Annotated in this window: 14 protein-coding genes; 10 read left to right on the top strand and 4 right to left on the bottom strand. The window is 47.1% G+C overall.

What is annotated here, in order from left to right; translation table 11 throughout:
• Positions 1 to 92: 92 nt before the first annotated feature.
• Complete coding sequence (locus ACOJUN_RS06365; RefSeq protein WP_422135821.1) at positions 93 to 1,409, bottom strand: Bcr/CflA family multidrug efflux MFS transporter; 1,317 nt, start codon at positions 1,407 to 1,409, stop codon at positions 93 to 95.
• Between the two features lie 330 nt (positions 1,410 to 1,739).
• On the opposite strand from ACOJUN_RS06365, the gene ACOJUN_RS06370 reads away from it, so the two are divergent.
• The 4 genes from ACOJUN_RS06370 (at position 1,740) to ACOJUN_RS06385 (ending at position 6,966) form a co-directional block, all read left to right on the top strand.
• Positions 1,740 to 2,411, top strand: coding sequence for a thiopurine S-methyltransferase (locus tag ACOJUN_RS06370; protein WP_422135822.1), 672 nt, complete (start codon positions 1,740 to 1,742; stop codon positions 2,409 to 2,411).
• A 121-nt stretch (positions 2,412 to 2,532) separates the two neighbouring features.
• Positions 2,533 to 3,711 carry an ankyrin repeat domain-containing protein gene (locus ACOJUN_RS06375; protein ID WP_422135823.1) on the top strand — a complete coding sequence of 393 codons (1,179 nt, stop codon included), beginning with the start codon at positions 2,533 to 2,535 and terminating at the stop codon, positions 3,709 to 3,711.
• A 450-nt stretch (positions 3,712 to 4,161) separates the two neighbouring features.
• A complete protein-coding gene (locus ACOJUN_RS06380; RefSeq protein WP_422135824.1) occupies positions 4,162 to 5,109 on the top strand; it encodes an ankyrin repeat domain-containing protein in 948 nt (315 codons plus the stop codon).
• Between the two features lie 498 nt (positions 5,110 to 5,607).
• The gene (locus ACOJUN_RS06385) at positions 5,608 to 6,966 is read left to right on the top strand and encodes an SET domain-containing protein (RefSeq protein WP_422135825.1); all 1,359 of its coding nucleotides are present in this window, start codon (positions 5,608 to 5,610) and stop codon (positions 6,964 to 6,966) included.
• A gap of 257 nt (positions 6,967 to 7,223) precedes the next feature.
• Here the strand turns inward: ACOJUN_RS06385 and tkt are convergent, their stop codons facing one another.
• The 3 genes from tkt to ACOJUN_RS06400 all read right to left on the bottom strand — a co-directional run bounded on the left by tkt (position 7,224) and on the right by ACOJUN_RS06400 (position 11,016).
• On the bottom strand, positions 7,224 to 9,221 hold the full coding sequence (gene tkt / locus ACOJUN_RS06390; RefSeq protein WP_422135826.1) for a transketolase: 1,998 nt from the start codon (positions 9,219 to 9,221) through the stop codon (positions 7,224 to 7,226).
• Positions 9,222 to 9,388: 167 nt separating this feature from the next.
• On the bottom strand, positions 9,389 to 10,411 hold the full coding sequence (gene arsB, locus ACOJUN_RS06395; protein ID WP_422135827.1) for an ACR3 family arsenite efflux transporter: 1,023 nt from the start codon (positions 10,409 to 10,411) through the stop codon (positions 9,389 to 9,391).
• Between the two features lie 80 nt (positions 10,412 to 10,491).
• Positions 10,492 to 11,016, bottom strand: coding sequence for a MerR family transcriptional regulator (locus ACOJUN_RS06400; protein ID WP_422135828.1), 525 nt, complete (start codon positions 11,014 to 11,016; stop codon positions 10,492 to 10,494).
• A 316-nt stretch (positions 11,017 to 11,332) separates the two neighbouring features.
• Between ACOJUN_RS06400 and ACOJUN_RS06405 the strand changes: the two genes are divergently transcribed.
• The 6 genes from ACOJUN_RS06405 (at position 11,333) to ACOJUN_RS06430 (ending at position 18,087) form a co-directional block, all read left to right on the top strand.
• The gene (locus ACOJUN_RS06405; RefSeq protein ID WP_422135829.1) at positions 11,333 to 12,304 is read left to right on the top strand and encodes an ArsR/SmtB family transcription factor; all 972 of its coding nucleotides are present in this window, start codon (positions 11,333 to 11,335) and stop codon (positions 12,302 to 12,304) included.
• Between the two features lie 22 nt (positions 12,305 to 12,326).
• Positions 12,327 to 13,490 carry a methionine adenosyltransferase gene (gene metK, locus ACOJUN_RS06410; protein WP_422135830.1) on the top strand — a complete coding sequence of 388 codons (1,164 nt, stop codon included), beginning with the start codon at positions 12,327 to 12,329 and terminating at the stop codon, positions 13,488 to 13,490.
• A gap of 328 nt (positions 13,491 to 13,818) precedes the next feature.
• Positions 13,819 to 14,982 carry a phosphoglycerate kinase gene (locus ACOJUN_RS06415; protein ID WP_422135831.1) on the top strand — a complete coding sequence of 388 codons (1,164 nt, stop codon included), beginning with the start codon at positions 13,819 to 13,821 and terminating at the stop codon, positions 14,980 to 14,982.
• 262 nt (positions 14,983 to 15,244) lie between these two features.
• Positions 15,245 to 16,210, top strand: coding sequence for a molybdate ABC transporter substrate-binding protein (gene modA, locus ACOJUN_RS06420; protein ID WP_422135832.1), 966 nt, complete (start codon positions 15,245 to 15,247; stop codon positions 16,208 to 16,210).
• Positions 16,211 to 16,406: 196 nt separating this feature from the next.
• The gene (locus tag ACOJUN_RS06425; protein ID WP_422135833.1) at positions 16,407 to 17,051 is read left to right on the top strand and encodes a transcription termination/antitermination NusG family protein; all 645 of its coding nucleotides are present in this window, start codon (positions 16,407 to 16,409) and stop codon (positions 17,049 to 17,051) included.
• A gap of 64 nt (positions 17,052 to 17,115) precedes the next feature.
• Positions 17,116 to 18,087, top strand: coding sequence for an alpha/beta hydrolase (locus ACOJUN_RS06430; RefSeq protein WP_422135834.1), 972 nt, complete (start codon positions 17,116 to 17,118; stop codon positions 18,085 to 18,087).
• Positions 18,088 to 18,147 lie beyond the last annotated feature (60 nt).

Here is an 18,147-nt window from a genome sequence, read left to right on the forward strand (position 1 = left end):
TGAATTGAGGCGGTATTATAAGCGCAACTAGTGAAGGGATAAAAAATATTTGCCCTACCTTGTTGCCAGGGCAGGGCGCTTGTTCCTGATGATCAGGCGGAAGTCCGGACTTCAGAATCGGATGTGTCTTCCGGCATCACTTCATCCGATGGCACACCCTTATTCCTGACTATTAGCAAGGATACGAAGGAGAGCAAACCACAAACGGCTACTACCGCTGTCATAGGTACATCAGTTCCATTATGCAAAAGACCAACCACCGCAGAAGAAACACCGCCAATGGTAAAGCGAAGTGCACCGGACATAGCATTGGCTGTGCCCGCAGACCTTGGAAAGTGAGACAGGGCCAGAGCGTTGGAGTTAGGGCCTGTCAGACCAATACAGCTGACGTAAATCACGACAGGAATCATCAACCCAACCAGCCCGCCGATCTCAAACTTTGCATTAACCAACATCACTACTGCGCTGATACTGGCAAGAATGCTCCCTGTTTTCAGGATAGTGAACAGTGGCAGGCGATCTATCAGACGGATATTGATCATATTCATGACCATCATGGCCATAATATTGACAGCAAACAGCAGTCCGTAATGCTCTGGCTTGACCCCATACAGCTCGATATACACGTAGGGTGAGCCGGCAATAAAGGCAAACATACCGCCAAAGAAAAACCCATGGCAGAGGATACAGCCCATAGCTTCCCGGTTTTTCAGGACGGACAGATAGATCAGGAACAGCTGACTGGCAGGAATCACCAGTCTTTTCTCCTCCGGGAGGGTTTCCGGAACTTTTGAAGCGGCCAGCACCATGGCAAGTGCGGACATGACAGCCAGAAAAATAAACAGACTTTCCCAACCCATGAATTTAAGCATCTGACCTCCCAGCAGGGGAGCAATCAGAGGAGCTATTGTCATGACCATTAAAATAGACGACATAATCTTTGCGCTTTGCTGCCTTGAGAACAGATCCCGAACCATGGCAGGAATAGTGACCATAACCGCAGAGGCGGCCATAGCTTGCAGAACCCGGACAATAATCAGTTGCAAGCCGTTTTCACAGAGTGAAGCCAAGACACTGGTAACAAGAAAAGCAACCAGACCCGGAAACATGATTTTTCTGCGACCAAAGCGGTCTGAGAGAGGTCCGTACAACAGCTGTCCCAGGGCAAAGCCTACGGTATAGGCACTGAGTGTATACTGGATAATGCTCAGGGGTTCTCCCATATCTTCTGCTATCGCGGGGATTGCCGGGAGATAGAGATCCACTGCCATAGGGCCAAGTGCGGTTAAAGCGCCCAGGGTCAATATGAAAAGTAGCCTGTCACGGCTATGGCTCATTGAAATGCCCTGCTTTTTATCTTCTTGCCTGGTTGCTTTTGGCTCAGGACTGCTTTCGATATTGATGGTCATGTACTTCCTTCGATCAAGCGGATGAGGCGCTGAAATCATTAAATGTTTGTGCTGTATTCCTTCTGTTTGAGCTGCACAAGTGAAAGGTTGCGACACTGCCGTCGCAGGATTGAGGAATAAAAATAAGTTCGCTGTCGTATACAGAAGAGATGGCAGTTTTACACCGCTATCTTAAATCTTATCGACATAAAAAAATATATTTGATAGGTAAATTTATAATATCAGGGTTGCACTCTGGTATAGGCGCTTGAGCTTCGCCGTTGTCAGTGTTTCGTCAGTGCTGATCGCCAAAATCAAACCAAATACGACTTGAATGCATGAGAGGACACAATGAGCAATCCTGACTGGGTTAATCGCTGGAAAGAAGGACGGATTGGTTTCCACAGATCTGAGTTCAACTCGACATTATTGAAATACTGGCCCCAACTGAACCTGTCAGAAGCCCGGTCAGTGCTGGTGCCATTGTGTGGCAAAAGCCTGGATATGGTCTGGCTCAGGCAGCAGGGACTGGAAGTGATCGGCACCGAGTTGGTAAAAACAGCGGTTGAGTCCTTCTATCAGGAGCAGGCACTGCAACCGGCAGTGAAAGAGGCTCAGGGTTACCGACATTGGCAAGCCGATGATATCCATATCCTCGAAGGTGATTTTTTTGCTTTGCCGGAAGGTTCCATCCAAAGCACCGTTTTTTACGACCGTGCTGCTCTGGTTGCATTGCCCCGGGAGATGAGGCAGCAGTATGTCAACCATCTGGCAAACGCTGCGCCCCATTTACAAGAAGGCCTATTAATCACTGTTGAGTACGATCAGGACCTGGTGTCCGGCCCGCCTTTCTCAGTCGAGGAGCATGAAGTCAGAGCACTTTATTCACCGCAGTTTGAAGTAATTAAGCTGGACACACACAGCGCACCGGCATCAACCAACCTGAGAGAGAAGGGCGTCAACGAGCTGATTGAAGTGGTCTACAAACTCGCATTAAGTTCTCAGCCTCCCGGTCTTTTTTGAGAAATTTGCGTTTTTTTCAAAACTAAGAGGGAACCTTGGTTGACTATCGCTGTCTACATGTGACAACGGAATGAAATTCCCAAGCGTATTTACATTAAATAACTTACGGAGATGTTTGAACATGGATATATCAAAAACTGGCATTGGTCCATTAAATTATGATGGTGCGACTATTGGAGAAGTGACTACTAAAGTTACACGAGATAAGAATGATGAGGTTTCTTCGTTTTACGTTTTCTCAACTTTGAAGCTACCACCACAAGTAAATTTACCAGAAAGTTATACCCAAAACTCTGCTACACCCATCGTGGATCGTAATATTGAAGCGTATGCACAAGCTTCAACTTCAAATGAAACGGCTCAAAGTGATAGTAGTGATAGTTTCAAAGCACAAAAAAGGCCATTCAGTGATGACGCGGGCACCATATCTCAACTTTGCAAATCAATGAAAGGTGAGGCTATGGCTATCTCTACCGGGCGCGACAATCTGGAGCCTTTTGCAGAGAGCCTTTTTAAAGTGATTACAGACCCTGAAAGCACTGACGCTGATACTTCGGAAGCCGTAGGGTTGATATCCAAGTTCGGTGCCGATGAACTTGCCAAGCTAACAGTCCCATTTTCTTTTCATACAAATATCACCAGGAGTTGTTACCCTGCTATTACTCTTTTTGCTCTTGCATGCAGATTCGGTAAGCTGGATTTAGTGAAGGCTCTGTACGTGAATCAGCAACAATTAAACCAGACATTTGATATGAAAAATGGGACTAATGGAAAAACAGCCCTCATGCTTGCAGTTAGTCATGGCCATGCAGATGTAGTGAAGCAATTATTAGACTTGGGGGCTGACCCTCAAATTGTTGATGAAGATAACAATTGTGCTGATAAGCTTAATTCAGTTTTTAACAGCAGCAAACAAGATACATACATTAAAATCAGAGAATTATTAATAGACTATCGCAAAGAAAACAATCTACCACCTTTTAAAGAACCCGCTATTCATGGTTATTACATTAAAGATACTGGGGAAATGAGTGCTACTATTAACCTTCCAGCATTCCTTTCTGAACATCCGGAAATTTTTGAAAAATACCTTTCTGAAAACCCGGGTTGTCTCATGCAGATCGGTCGTGAAAGCCCGGAGTTTCTGGTATATCTCCTTACTACACAGCCGAAGGCACTTGAAAAATTCTTTTCTGAAAATCCGGGTTTTGTCAGTCGTCTCCGTCGTGAAACCCCGGAGCTACTGGAACACCTCTTTTCTGAAAACCCGAACCTTCTCGAATCTTTATCCAGTGAATAGTCATGGGGGTGTAACTTTCAGAAGACAGACGACAGACGACAGACGACAGACGAATCTTTATCCAAGATATAGTCATGGGTGTGTAACCCATGACTATATCTTGGATCTACTCCAGTTAACTTCTTAAATGCTTGAATCTAACAGCTCTTGCTATGAAATAATTAACACCTTAAGTCAAATCCATTGATCTGCCAGATCAGGAGAGCCTCAAATCACAGGCAGGTTTTAAATGCCTTGTTTGTGATCATACAGAGAATTTCAACATTAATGCAGCCAGGAATATCTGAGCGCCAGGTCATGGAGTGTTATCCTGAATGACCCGTCTTTTTTGAGAAATTTGCGTTTTCGAAATGTAAGAAGGAACTTCAGTTAATTAGTATTGTCTAACCTAATGTGATATCAAAACTCACAGTCGTTTTCAAACACAATTACTTACGGAGTTGTTTAGATATGGATATTCCAATGACTTGCATTCAGCAACCACTACATATTGATGTGAAGGTTTCAATTACATTAGATGAGAATGGTGCGATTTTTTTAGGTGTCGGTGTCAAAATCACTGAACCACAGTCACAAATGATTTCACAAGGATATAATCAGGCATCTGCTACTCCCTTAGCGGATCGAAACATTGATCTGTCTTCTAAGGCATATGACGCTGATCGAAGCGACTGTGGGAATAATTTCAAAGCACAGAAAAGGCCATCCCCTAATGACCCGGATACCGAATCTCAACCGTGCAAAACGATGAAAAGTGTTGCCATGGCTACCTCTGCAAGTCGTGACAAGCTGGAACATTTTGTGGATAGACTCGTATGGGTCATTACAAACGCTGATAGTACCGATGCTGATATTGCAGAAGCTAAAAGGTTGATATCTGAGTATGGGGCCGATGAAATTTCCAAGTGCACAAGATCATTTCCTGTTATTAAAAATCTTTACTACTCTGCGATTACTCCTTTTGCTCTTGCCTGCAGATTCGGAAAACTGGATTTAGTGAAAGCTCTGTATGTGAATCAGGAACAATTAGAACAGACTTTTGAAGTAGTCAATGGAACTAATGGACGAACAGCACTCATGCTTGCAGTTATTGGTAGGCATCCAAATGTTGTGGAGCAATTATTAACGTGGGAAGCCAACACCCAAATTCTTGATGGAGCGGGCTATTGTGTTGACTTTCTTAATAGTGCGTTTAGTCACAAAGATAATGGCGCTTCATTCTCTGCAATCAAAAAATTACTCACAGACTATCGTAATGAAAGGAATCTACCACCTTATAGAGAACCCGATGTTCAAATTTCCTTCCTTCCTGACTCTGGAGTAACAAACATTGATATAAATAATAATATACCTCCTTCTCATGCCCAGCTTATTATCAGAGCTATGTTAGAGAGATAATCATGGGTGTATAACCCATGACTTTTCTTGCATCTATTCCGGTTAACTCCTTAAATGCTTGAATGTAACAGCCCTTGCTATGAAAAGATTAACTCCTTAAGTCAAATCCATTGATCTGCCAAATCAAGCGAGCCTCAAATCACAGTCAGGTTTTAGTTTGTTAGATGCATGGCACTGAGCCAAACTTATACCCTTCCAACAGATGGGAAATAGTTGTATGGGAACAGAGTTTCCAGCGTTAGAAGCACTTTTGGGGTGGCTGTTTTTTTCAGACCAATCTACCGTTGTGCTCATCCGAACATGGGTAGAGGCAGCACATAACCATGGGTTGATGGCTGAATACGTGGCTGACCACTTTTGTAAAGAAACAGCGATACAAATAATTATGAATTGGGTAGATCACTATTTTTGAGGTAGCACCTGAGACGCTTTTGAACTTAAAACGATTATTACGGTCAATAACAGTGAAATATCAAGAAAACCATTGAGGATATATCAATGCAACCCACTGGATCTGGATCAGATCTTCGCCTAATGCCAACCTTACGTCGATTTGACGAAACAGACACGGCTGCTCCCCCGGCAAAGAAATCATGCTTGCGGCAAGTTGAAGGAAACGCAGCAGCCGGGAAATCTCTGCCATCCAGTTGCAATAGTGGTTGTTTTGATGATACGGAGACGATATTTAACCATACAATGGTTCTTTTAAAAGCCAGAAAGACCAGGGTAGTTCCCGGAGAAAATTATTCAAACATCATAAAAAGCCTGTCATCTTTCAGCGACTTGATATCCTCTGAGCTTCTCCGTTTTACTCAGAGTAATGGGAACCCTTTTGCTAATGGACAAGAAGCGATGTATTCCCCTGAATCTCCGGATTCAGAAAGAGCAACAACTCCATCATCTCCAGGCACTGAATCCACTCCCGGTATCAAAACCTCAACAGCAGGCGTGGTTCACGGTACCGGTGTCATTGCTACCCGGAGCTTCAAAAAGGATGAGGAAGTATGTGACTACGAAGGACCATTGGTGTACAGAATCCGTAATTCTAATACCGGCAAATATCATGTCTTTACGATGAACACTGTGAACAGTAAGATCGAATTCCCGGAAAATGACTCCTTTGTCGTATGGTCGGGCGCGTCTATTGCAAAATCTGGCAGACCGGCCATTGAAATTGGTCGTGACGGTAAGAAGGATATCCGATTCCTTAATCACTCCAAGGATCCCAATATCGTTATACGCTATTCAGGCAGTATGACTGTAAAATGGGGGGATCAGGACAGTCTTCAACTGAGAGTGGTCACTACAAAAGATATTAAACCAGGAGAAGAACTTTTATTCGATTACGATAAAAATAAGGAAGACTCTGAAATAGACTTCAGCAAGTCAGATGTGGAAAAAACAACCGAAAAAAAAAGAAACAAGATAATCGACAGGGTTAAAAAGCTGAATCTAAAAGATTTACACACTGGGGAAAAAAGATCAGCAAAAACAATGAACAAAGAGATTATACTGCCAAAAGAACTTGCTGATGAAATTGATGAGATCATACAAACACTACACGAGATTCACAAAACAAATGATGCACCCGCAACTCTTAATGACATTGATACAGAATTAGCTCTCTCTCAGAAGATCCTTCTCAAAATCATTCTTTCTGATAAATCTTCAATTTTAAATGATCTGGCTTCACATCTATTTCCGGGGAAAACCGGACAACGAAAAAAAACTTTTATAGATAAATTAACGCCTAAAAGTATTGAAGAATTGAAAGAGCATTTAACGAATACAATTTTTAATGGAAAACAAACCTGGGTTACCGTTTCACAATTAAAATCGAGAAACTTCTTCTTATAGCAGAACAAAAAAACGGCAGTTGATATCAATCATCTGCCGTTTTTTCAAAAACTTTTAAAAGCCATTCAGAGCAATGATTTCCCTGCTATTGCCAAGTACCTAACCAGCTGGTTTCGCATATTCTGGACTGCGGCTTTCTCCATCCTTCTGCGTTCCAACTCTGGTAGCGTAGCTATGGCTACGCGCCCGTCGTTGCGCCTTGAAGGATGAAAAAATCCACTCGCCAGAATATGCTAAACCAACTGGCCAGATACTTATCAGTCCAGAATCTCTTCAGCCGCAGCAACAATATTTTCTACAGTAAACCCGAAGTATGGGAAAAGGTCACCGGCCGGCGCAGACTCACCATAAGTGGTCATGCCGATTATCCGTCCGTCCAGGCCAACGTACTTGTACCAGAAGTCAGCTGCAGCGGCTTCAATCGCGATACGGGCAGGGACTTCCAGAGGCAGAACACTCTGCTTGTATTGCGCATCCTGAGCATCGAAGACGTCAGTAGATGGCATGGATACCACGCGAACCTTGCGACCCTCGGCAGTCAGGGCAGCTTCAGCGTTCATGGCCAGTTCCACTTCAGAACCGGTAGCGATCAGGATCAGTTCGGGAGTGCCTTCACAATCCTTCAGTACATAACCACCACGGGCAATGTCGGCCACCTGATCAGCTTCACGGTGCATACAGGGCAGACCCTGACGGGAGAAGATCAGTGCAGTGGGGCCATCTTCACGCTCAATCGCATGTTTCCAGGCCACCGCCGACTCAACGGTGTCACAGGGCCGCCAGGCATTCACGTCTGGTGTCATACGCAGGCTGGCAATCTGTTCTACCGGCTGGTGAGTAGGGCCGTCTTCACCCAGACCAATCGAGTCGTGAGTGTAAACCAGAATAGCGCGCTGCTTCATCAGAGCGGCCATGCGCACAGCATTGCAGGCGTATTCCATAAAGACCAGGAAGGTGGCACCGTAAGGGATAAAACCGCCGTGCAGGGCAATACCATTCATCATCGCGGTCATGCCGAATTCACGCACACCGTAGAACACATAGTTGCCGCTGGCATCAGCAGGTTTAACGCCTTTGGAACCGCTCCACAAGGTCAGGTTTGAGCCCGCCAGGTCAGCAGAACCACCCAGCAGTTCAGGCAACAAAGGACCAAAAGCATTCAGAGTATTCTGGGAAGCTTTACGACTGGCCACTTTCTCACCTTCTACCTGACAGGATTTAATGAAATCATCGGCCTTTGCAGAAAAGTCAGCAGGCAGTTCACCTTTTTGACGTCGAAGGTATTCAGCAGCAAGTTCCGGGTGAGCAGCCTGATAAGTAGCAAACTTTTCGTTCCATGCGCTTTCTTTGGCAGCACCGGCTTCTTTGGCATCCCATTGGCTGTAGATGTCGGACGGGATTTCGAAAGCAGGGTGTTCCCAACCCAGACGCTCGCGGGTCAGTTTGATCTCTTCGTCACCCAGAGGTGCACCGTGGCACTCTTCCTTGCCTTCCTTATTGGGAGAACCAAAACCGATGACAGTCTTGCAGCAGATCAGGGTAGGTTTGGTTTTTTCAGCTCGACCGGCCTCAATAGCAGCACGGATCGCTTCCGGATCGTGACCGTCAATATTTGGAACAACGTGCCAGTTGTAAGATTCGAAACGCTGAACGGTGTCGTCGGTGAACCAGCCTTCTACTTCGCCATCAATAGAGATGCCGTTGTCGTCGTAGAAAACGATCAGTTTACCCAGCTCCAGAGTCCCTGCCAGCGAGCACACCTCGTGGGAGATACCTTCCATCATGCAGCCGTCGCCCATGAAGACATAGGTGTTGTGGTCAACAATTTCGTGACCTTCACGGTTAAACTGTGCAGCCAGGGTCTTTTCAGCAACAGCCATACCCACGGCATTGGCAATACCCTGCCCCAGAGGACCGGTAGTGGTCTCGATGCCCGGAGCGTAACCGTACTCAGGGTGGCCTGCGGTTTTGGAGTGCAACTGGCGGAAGCTCTTGAGGTCTTCAACAGACACATCGTAACCGCTCAGGTGCAGCAGAGAGTAAAGCAGCATGGAACCATGACCGTTGGACAGAACAAAACGGTCACGGTCAGCCCATTGGGGGTTAGCCGGGTTGTGATTCAGATAATCACGCCATAATACTTCAGCAATATCAGCCATACCCATTGGGGCACCGGGGTGTCCGGACTTGGCTTTCTGTACAGCGTCCATACTCAGGGCGCGGATGGCATTGGCTAGCTCACGACGTGAGGACATAGGAATCAGGGCTCCGAAGATCCAGTCTGTTTTAAAATTGGCGCTATTCTAATGCCTTCAGTCGGAAACTGAAATCGCTATATATGACTATCCTGAATCACCTGAACATTTTATTGATAGCTATTGCCTGTGAAAATATGGGGCGTCGGCAAGTCGAAAGTCAGTGATCAGGAAGACTCCCGTTCAGTGAATGACTGTCGTGTACGATTGGCATAGGCGACCAGCGATAACATCACTGGCACTTCCACCAACACACCCACAACCGTTGCCAGAGCGGCCCCGGAGTTCAGTCCAAAGAGACTTATGGCCACGGCAACAGCCAGTTCAAAAAAGTTGGAGGCTCCAATCATTGCACCGGGTGAGGCAATGTTATGGGGTTGCTTCCACTTCTTCATCCATAAATAGGTGATGGCAAAAATCAGATAGGTCTGGATGATCAGGGGTATGGCAATCAGGAAGATATTCAGGGGATGGGCAATAATCGTGTTGGCCTGGATCCCAAAAAGAAGAATGACCGTGCCAATTAATCCAATGATCGAAAAGGGCTTGGTGCCTGTCAAAAATCGACTCAGTGTTTGTTCGCTGCGAACAGCTTTACGGGTCAACCAGCCTGCAAGCACTGGAATCACCACAAACAGTCCTACGGACAGAAACAGGGTATTCCAGGGTACAAATACTTCTGTTACTCCCAGCAAAAAGGCGGCAAGAGGCGCAAACGCAATAAGCATAATCAGATCATTGATGGCGACCTGAACCAGAGTGTAGTTAGGATCTCCCCTGGTCAACTGACTCCAGACAAAAACCATGGCAGTACAGGGTGCGACACCCAGTAGAATCATACCGGCAATGTACTCTTTACCCAGCTCAGGATTGATCCAGTCGCCAAAAACATAGCGAATAAACAATACGGCCAGCAGTGCCATGGTGAAAGGCTTGATCAGCCAGTTAACAGTGACGGTAACGATCAACCCTTTTGAACGACGACGAACGTTTTTAATGGCAGAAAAATCCACCTGCATCATCATTGGATAGATCATCAGCCAGATCAGTACAGCAATGACCAGATTAATGCTGGCGTATTGCCATCGACCCAGAACCTCAAAAAATTCTGGAAATTGCAGTCCACCAAAAAGCCCTGCAAAAATACCCAAAGCAACCCAGAGGCTGAGATAGCGTTCAAAAATACCCATAAGCTGACCTCATATTCTTAAATCGCCAGATGTCGCGGCAAAAGCTATTATCGGTGGACTGGGTGGAAAGTCTATCGGTTTCAGGGTTGCCTGGACCAGACGCGGATTTTATCGATTTCCTCTTTATCAATGCTCAGGGACTCCAGGAATTCCTGATGTGCCTGCGGCTCCATTTTTTCAAACTGCTGATGCCAGCTTTTCATATCCTCCTCGCTGAACCCGGCCGCTTTCATAATCTCTACCCAACGATCTTTGTTGACCATATTTTGCTCCAGTAATGAAGGTTGTTTAAGAAGCAACACGATAGCCTTTTGCTGTTGACGCAACTTCTGGATCTCGTGCTCAAGAGCCATCAGCTGGCCACGCAAAATGCGTTCCTGCTCCATTTCGTCTTCACCGTCGAGAAGCCGTACAATATTGCTGATCGGTATTCCGAAAGCACGATAAGCCATAATCGCTTCAAGGCGCTTGATTTCATGTTGCCCATACCATCGGTAGCCATTCCCGGATCGAGTGTGAGGCATTAACAGACCTTCACGCTCATAGTAGAGAATGGTAGTGCGAGATATATCGAACTTTCTGGCCAATTGGGTAACCGTAAGCATCTGGCCTCTCCGGTGAATTCGCGGTCAATTCTTAGCCCTACACTAATAGACGAGTCAACGGAAAATCAAAGCAAATTCATCCGGGTCAACTAAGGTTATTGCTTGCATCCAATTTGCACACTCAATTTGCATTGTCGCGGTGATAAACCCACACGACAGGTTGACATAGGTTAAATCACCCCGTCCCGTATGAATATCTATATCAAAAAGTTTTGATATACCATGTACTGCTTGCTAGACTTCCGCCCTGGATAGACGGAATAGGATCTTCTGGCCGTCTGCGAGAAGTCAACGGTGCAGCGGTGAGGAGCCTTGCGTGTCGGAATCAGGATCAGTCGAACAGCTTGCCGCTCTGGGAAAAGCCTATGGCGACGTACTGAGGCTTGAAATCCTGAGAGTTCTGAGCACAGACTCTTTCGGGGTGCTTGAACTCAGCAGCCTCTTCGATATGCGTCAGCCTGCCATGAGCCACCATCTCAAGGTTCTCTCTCAGGCCGGACTTGTGAGTACCCGCAAGGAAGGTAATACCATTTTTTACCGTCGGGCGCTGCCCCCTCCAGAAGGAATCAGTAGTGATGTCATGCGTTCCCTTTTTTCAGCGGTCGACACTTTGTCGTTGTCGCCTTCCCTGACCGGTCGTCTATTAAAAGTCAGAGGCCAAAGGGCGGAGCAATCCATGGCGTTCTTTGCCCGTAATGTGGATCAGTTTCGTCAGCATCAGGAACTCATTGCTGATCATGATCTCTACGCCCGATGTGTGGCCGACGTTCTGGAAAAAACTGAACTGCCTGACCATCAGCGGGTGTTGGAGCTGGGACCGGGTGAGGGCGATTTTCTGGCAACGCTGAGTGAGAATTTTCAGCGGGTCTATGCTGTGGACAATTCCGCAGAAATGCTGGCCATCAGTCAACAGAGGGTAAAAGAGCGGGGTCTGAAAAACGTTGAGTGCATTCATGGGGAAATAGATACCCTGAATGCGCTGGAAGGTCAGTTTGACTGCATAGTGGCTAACATGGTGTTACACCATGTAGCCAGCCCTTCTGGTATTTTCACCCGCGTTTCAGAACTGTTGAAGCCCGGTGGCAGTATGCTGGTCAGTGAACTCAGCAGTCACAATCAGGATTGGGTGCGGGAATCCTGTGGCGATTTGTGGCTTGGATTCAGTGTTGAAGACCTTGACGGTTGGGCACTGGATGCAGGTCTGGCAATAGGTGAGTCCCAGTATCTGGGGCTGCGTAATGGTTTTCAGATTCAGGTCAGGCGGTTTTTTAAACCCTGGGCTGAATAGTTTCAAGAGGCGAAAGACGACTATGGCAGATTACACGCTATTCACTTCCGAGTCGGTTTCCGAAGGTCATCCGGACAAGATTGCCGACCAGATTTCCGACGCTATTCTGGACGCCATCCTCAAGGATGATCCGGAAGCCCGTGTCGCGGTTGAAACCATGGTAAAAACCGGCATGGTGATTGTAGCGGGTGAAGTGCGTACCGACACTTACGTTGATATCGAAGAACTGGTTCGTAAAGTGGTCACTGACATTGGTTACAACCATGGCGACCTCGGCTTTGACGGTGATTGTGTGGCCGTTCTGAATGCTATTGGCAAACAGTCTCCGGACATCGCTGTCGGTGTTGATGAAACAGATGGGCATGAACAGGGCGCGGGTGACCAGGGTCTGATGTTTGGTTACGCGACCAATGAAACACCGGTACTGATGCCTGCCCCTATCTACTACTCTCACGCATTGGTTAAGCGTCAGGCCGAGCTGCGTAAAAACGGTACCCTGCCCTGGTTGCGCCCGGATGCCAAAAGCCAGGTCACCATGCGTTACGACAGCGAAGGCAAAATACAAAGTGTGGACGCCGTGGTGTTGTCGACACAGCATCATCCTGACATCTCCCAGGAAGAGCTGCAGAAAGAAATTCTGGAAAAAGTCATCAAGCCGGTTATACCAGCGCAATGGCTCCATGAAGAGACCCGTTACCACATTAATCCAACCGGTATTTTCGTGATTGGAGGCCCGGTGGGTGATTGTGGTCTGACAGGGCGCAAAATCATTGTAGACACCTACGGTGGTATGGCTCGTCACGGTGGCGGTGCCTTCTCTGGCAAGGACCCGTCAAAGGTTGACCGCTCTGCTGCTTATGCAGGTCGTTACGTGGCCAAGAACGTTGTGGCTGCTGGCCTGGCTGACAAGTGCGAGATCCAGGTGTCTTATGCGATTGGTGTTGCGGAGCCCACATCTATCTCTATTGACACTTTCGGTACTGGCAAGATTGCTGATGCCAAAATTGAAGAGCTGGTTCGTGAGCATTTCGATCTGCGTCCTAAGGGTCTGATCGATATGCTGGACCTGAAGCGTCCAATTTATCGGGCTACTGCCGCATACGGTCACTTTGGTCGTGAAGAGGAAGAATTTTCCTGGGAGCGCACCGACAAGGCTGACGCACTGAGAGCTGCAGCAGGTCTGTAATCGATACATTTAATAAAATAATAAAAGGGTTGCTTTGTGCAGCCCTTTCAGCTTTTGTATAAATGCCGGTTCAGCAACTGATCACATATTCTATCCAATTCTGTTAAACCTTCCTTCCGAGTCTGTTGACCGACGATTTTACAATGAAATTTTTGTTGTCCCGCGTTAACTCCTGAAAGCCTGTTGATTTGGTTCATATCAGGCTAAAGGTACGTACCGGGCGCCATATTTTTGTGCTATTGTCCATGCCAATTCTACCCTTCAGTACTGTTGTCTCATCCAGACAGCAGTCGATCTTCATTGACCCCGTGCATAGGGAGAGACCCTGATGAACCTATTGAAAATGACCGACCTGGATCTGGCTGGCAAACGAGTCCTGATCCGTGAAGACCTCAACGTTCCGGTCAAAGATGGCAAAGTCACCAGCGATGCACGAATCCTTGCTTCTCTGCCCACCATTAAGCGCGCTCTGGAATCCGGTGCCAAAGTCATGGCAACCTCTCATCTGGGTCGTCCGACAGAAGGTGAATACGACGAACAGTTCTCCCTGAAGCCTGTTGCAGACTACATTGGCAACCTGCTAGGCAAAGAGGTTCGCCTGATCAAAGACTGGGTCGACGGTGGTTTTGACGTTGCCGAGGGTGAACTGGTCATTCTTGAGAACGTGCGTTTCAACAGGGGTGAAAAGAACGATGACGAAGCACTGTCTAAAAAAATGGCAGCCCTGTGCGATGTCTATGTAATGGATGCATTCGGTACCGCACACCGTGCTCAGGCATCCACTCACGGCGTGGGTAAATTTGCTGAAATTGCCTGTGCAGGCCCCCTGCTGGCGGGTGAACTGGATGCCCTGGGTAAAGCCTTGGGAAACCCTGAGCGTCCAATGTGCGCCATCGTGGGTGGCTCCAAAGTTTCCACCAAACTGACGGTACTGGAATCCCTATCTGACGTCTGCGACCAGCTGATCGTGGGCGGCGGTATTGCCAACACCTTTCTCGCTGCTGCCGGTCACAATGTCGGTAAATCCCTTTACGAAGAAGATCTGATCCCTAATGCCAGGGCACTGATGGAAAAGGTTAACGTACCTATGCCTGTAGATGTAATCTGCGGTAAGAAATTTGATGAAAATGAAACCGCTGTCGTTAAACAGGTATCACAAGTAGAAGACGACGACATGATCTTTGACGTAGGCCCCCAAACCCAGAAACTGTTCAATGAAATTCTGAAGTCCTCTAAAACCATTCTTTGGAACGGCCCTGTGGGTGTCTTTGAATTTGACCAGTTTGGTGAAGGCACTCGCTCCATGTCTCTGGCCATAGCCGAGTCTGACGCTTTCTCTATCGCCGGTGGAGGTGATACTCTGGCCGCAATCGACAAGTATGGAATTAAAGACCGAGTATCTTACATTTCTACGGGCGGCGGTGCCTTCCTGGAGTTTGTAGAAGGCAAGAAGCTCCCGGCTGTGGCGATGCTGGAAGAAGCCTGTCAGTAAAATAGAGAATAGCGCCCGTCTAGGCGACCCCGTCTAGGCGACCCCGTAGCGAGGACGGCAGAAAATTGAGGACGAAAATTCGGTTTTGTGGGGAAAATAGCGAGCTATTTGACGAACAAAAGTGGATTTTCAGACCAATTTGCTGCCGCTGCATGGTCGCAGGAGCTAAAGCAATTGCCGCGTGGGGCAGTCTATTCTCGGTCAGCCTCCTGGAACCTAAACTAAGCTCTGTAACTCGCTCAATGGGTTGTGGAGAAAAATCTTGTTTCACTTTCGTTTTGTTAGACACCCAAAATCTTTCTCTAAATTGAAAGCCATTCCTGACCTGCCGATTCTGACTTTCATTTTTGGATGCCTGCTCACCATTACTCCCCTATCAGAGGCTGACACTATCAAGGTTGCTGTGGCAGCGAGCTTTCAACATGTTCTGGAAAGCCTGAAAGGGCAGTTCCAGTCACGGTATGGTCACACCCTGGAACTGTACTATGGCACTTCTCAAGACCTGAGGTACCGGGTCAGTGACAACACTCAGAAATTTGATCTGTTTCTATCTGCTGACAATTTAAAGACGGCAGAACTGGAACAAATGAATAAGATTCTAGCAAATTCCAGGAAGATCTATGCCCAGGGTTTGCTGGCATTCTGGCACGGTCAGCGGAGCCCGTTAAAACCCAACGACATAAAAACCTACCTTATAGATAACAACCCTCCAACAATTCACATTGCAGACCGGGAAGCTGCACCCTACCGGCACGCCGCTGTGTCCGTCCTTCAAAAATATTATCTTTACCGAATAATCAGAGATCAGGATAGGCTCTCTTACAATGACCATGTCAGGGAAACATGGACCAATATAAAAAATTCTTCCGATGCTGGTTTTGCGCCTTTTTCCCAGGTGAAAGAAGTCGACTTCAATAGCATTCTTTTCCCAGTGAGTGTAACTTTAGTCCCGCAGTCACTTTACACACCACTGCTTCAAGAGCTGGTCATCCTCAAGGCTACCGAGCATGAGGCCGCTGCCAAAACTCTGGTCGAATACCTTCTCTCCGATGAAACGCAGAGATTCATTGGGTACAATGGTTATCAAAGAGCAGCTGCCAAAAAACAGGATTTAAACCTTGTCCCCAGTCCCGCAGTGTCTCTCCACAAACGCGAGTCACGCTACCCCAAAGCTGCGCTGGTTATCGTCTGGTTAAATACAGCAATGTGGATGTTAAGCGGTGCATAGTTCGACCATGGGAATTATAATGAGGCACTTTTAATAGACATCGAGATGTGGCTGCTCAGATCAAAGTGCAATCAGTTCAATAGCCGTTATTGATGTGACAGTTAACGCGTGACCGTTAAAAGTCACTGTCAGATAGTTCCACATCAGGTTATTTGCACTTTCGTTTTATATAGCAGAAAGCATTCAGGGAATATGTATGCAGAATCAAGAGTGCTTGCAAGAGGGATGGTACCTGCTTAAAACCAGGCCTCGTCAAGAGCAGAGAGCCCAGGAAAACCTTGAAACCCAAGGATTTGATGCATACTGCCCGATGGTAAAGGTTCGAATCAGGGGCCTTTTGAAGGAAGAGGTTCTCTTTCCCGGTTATGTATTTCTTTACCTGGACCTCAAGGATCTGGATCGTTTCCACAAGATACGTTCCACCCGAGGCGTCTGCGAGATCATCTCTTTTAACCGGATTACCCGCCAGCTCCATAAAGATGGTCGCCTGAGCAAAAGTCAGGAGCAGGATGTGCAAGTCCTGCTGCCAAAACCTATCCCAAATGGCCATGAAGTGATCAAGGATATCCGGTTAATTGTCGAAACGCTTAATAGTCATGCAGAAAGTGAAGGTACGGGCTCAGGCAGAGGGGTCAGCTTTAAAAAAGGTGACAAAGTCATTATGAATCATCCTCTCTATCAAAAACTGGAGATGACGTTTATAAATAACGTCGGGTCTGCTCGGGGTATGATTCTGGTGCAATACATCAAAATGCAGCGAAATACACAAGGCGATACCGTCTGTGAAGTCGTTTCCGAGAAGCAAATAGAAGTCAGGCTCGAGGATCTGGAAAAAGCCTGATGAAAGGTGCAACCCGTTCAGGATTAACGACAGCCCTGAGCCCAACACAGGAACAGAGCACCCTATGCTGAATCCTGAAAACCTTAAGGAACAGATCAAACCTCTGGTTTTTCCTCTGGGAGCCCGGGATTCAATCGCTGGCCAGAATCCGGACATCAAAGCATACCTTGATTTCTATGGTATCAATTTTGAAACCGGATTAGCGGATATTCGCCACTCAATGGGCTCAATCGACAGCTGCAACTACAAGGTGGCCTGCCATCTGTTTGAGAAGTCCGATGCCAGAGGCACTTTTTTTCTTCTTCATGGTTACTACGACCATGTTGGACTCTTCGCCCGAATCATCCGTTTCCTGCTGGAACAGGGCTTCAATGTTCTGGCCTATGACCTGCCCGGTCATGGGCTCTCCAGCGGCAAGCCCGCCACTATCCCGGATTTTTCTGTTTACACTCTGATTCTTGAAGACATACTGACACATTGTGAAGGTCACCTGCCCAAACCCTGGCATGCTTTTGGCCAGAGTACAGGGTGCGCGATCCTGACAGACTGCCTCATCAACCGGGAGGCCGATCATAAGGCCAGTCCCTTCCAACAGGTCATTTTATCCGCTCCCCTGGTCAGGCCCTGGAAGTGGACACTGGGACGATTACAGCTGCAACTGGCGAAACTGTTTATTACCCAGTTGCCCCGAACTTACACCCGGAATTCCAGAAAAAAATCGTTTCTAGAGCTGTCCCACAACGATCCTCTGTCCGCCACCATTCTGCCCATACAATGGGTACTGGCGATGGATCGCTGGATCAGGCGCATTGAATCCAGCAAGATAAAATCATCGGTCAGCCCGCTTATTCTGCAGGGTACATTCGACCGTACGGTCGATGCCAAACACAATATTCCTGTACTTGAGAAGCTCTATACCCAGCCCAGTGTCTACTATTTAGAAGATGCCCGACACCACTTGCCCAATGAGCTGGACGAAACCATTGATGATTATCTCAGCTGGTTGACCAGCAAGCTGAATGCCCAGTCAGCCTGAGGTCAGTTTTGCTGTCAGTCCCAAAGTTTTAAAACTTGCCATATAGTCATTGAGATAAAA

Source organism: Endozoicomonas sp. ALD040, from assembly GCF_049275945.1.
GTDB lineage: Bacteria > Pseudomonadota > Gammaproteobacteria > Pseudomonadales > Endozoicomonadaceae > Endozoicomonas_A.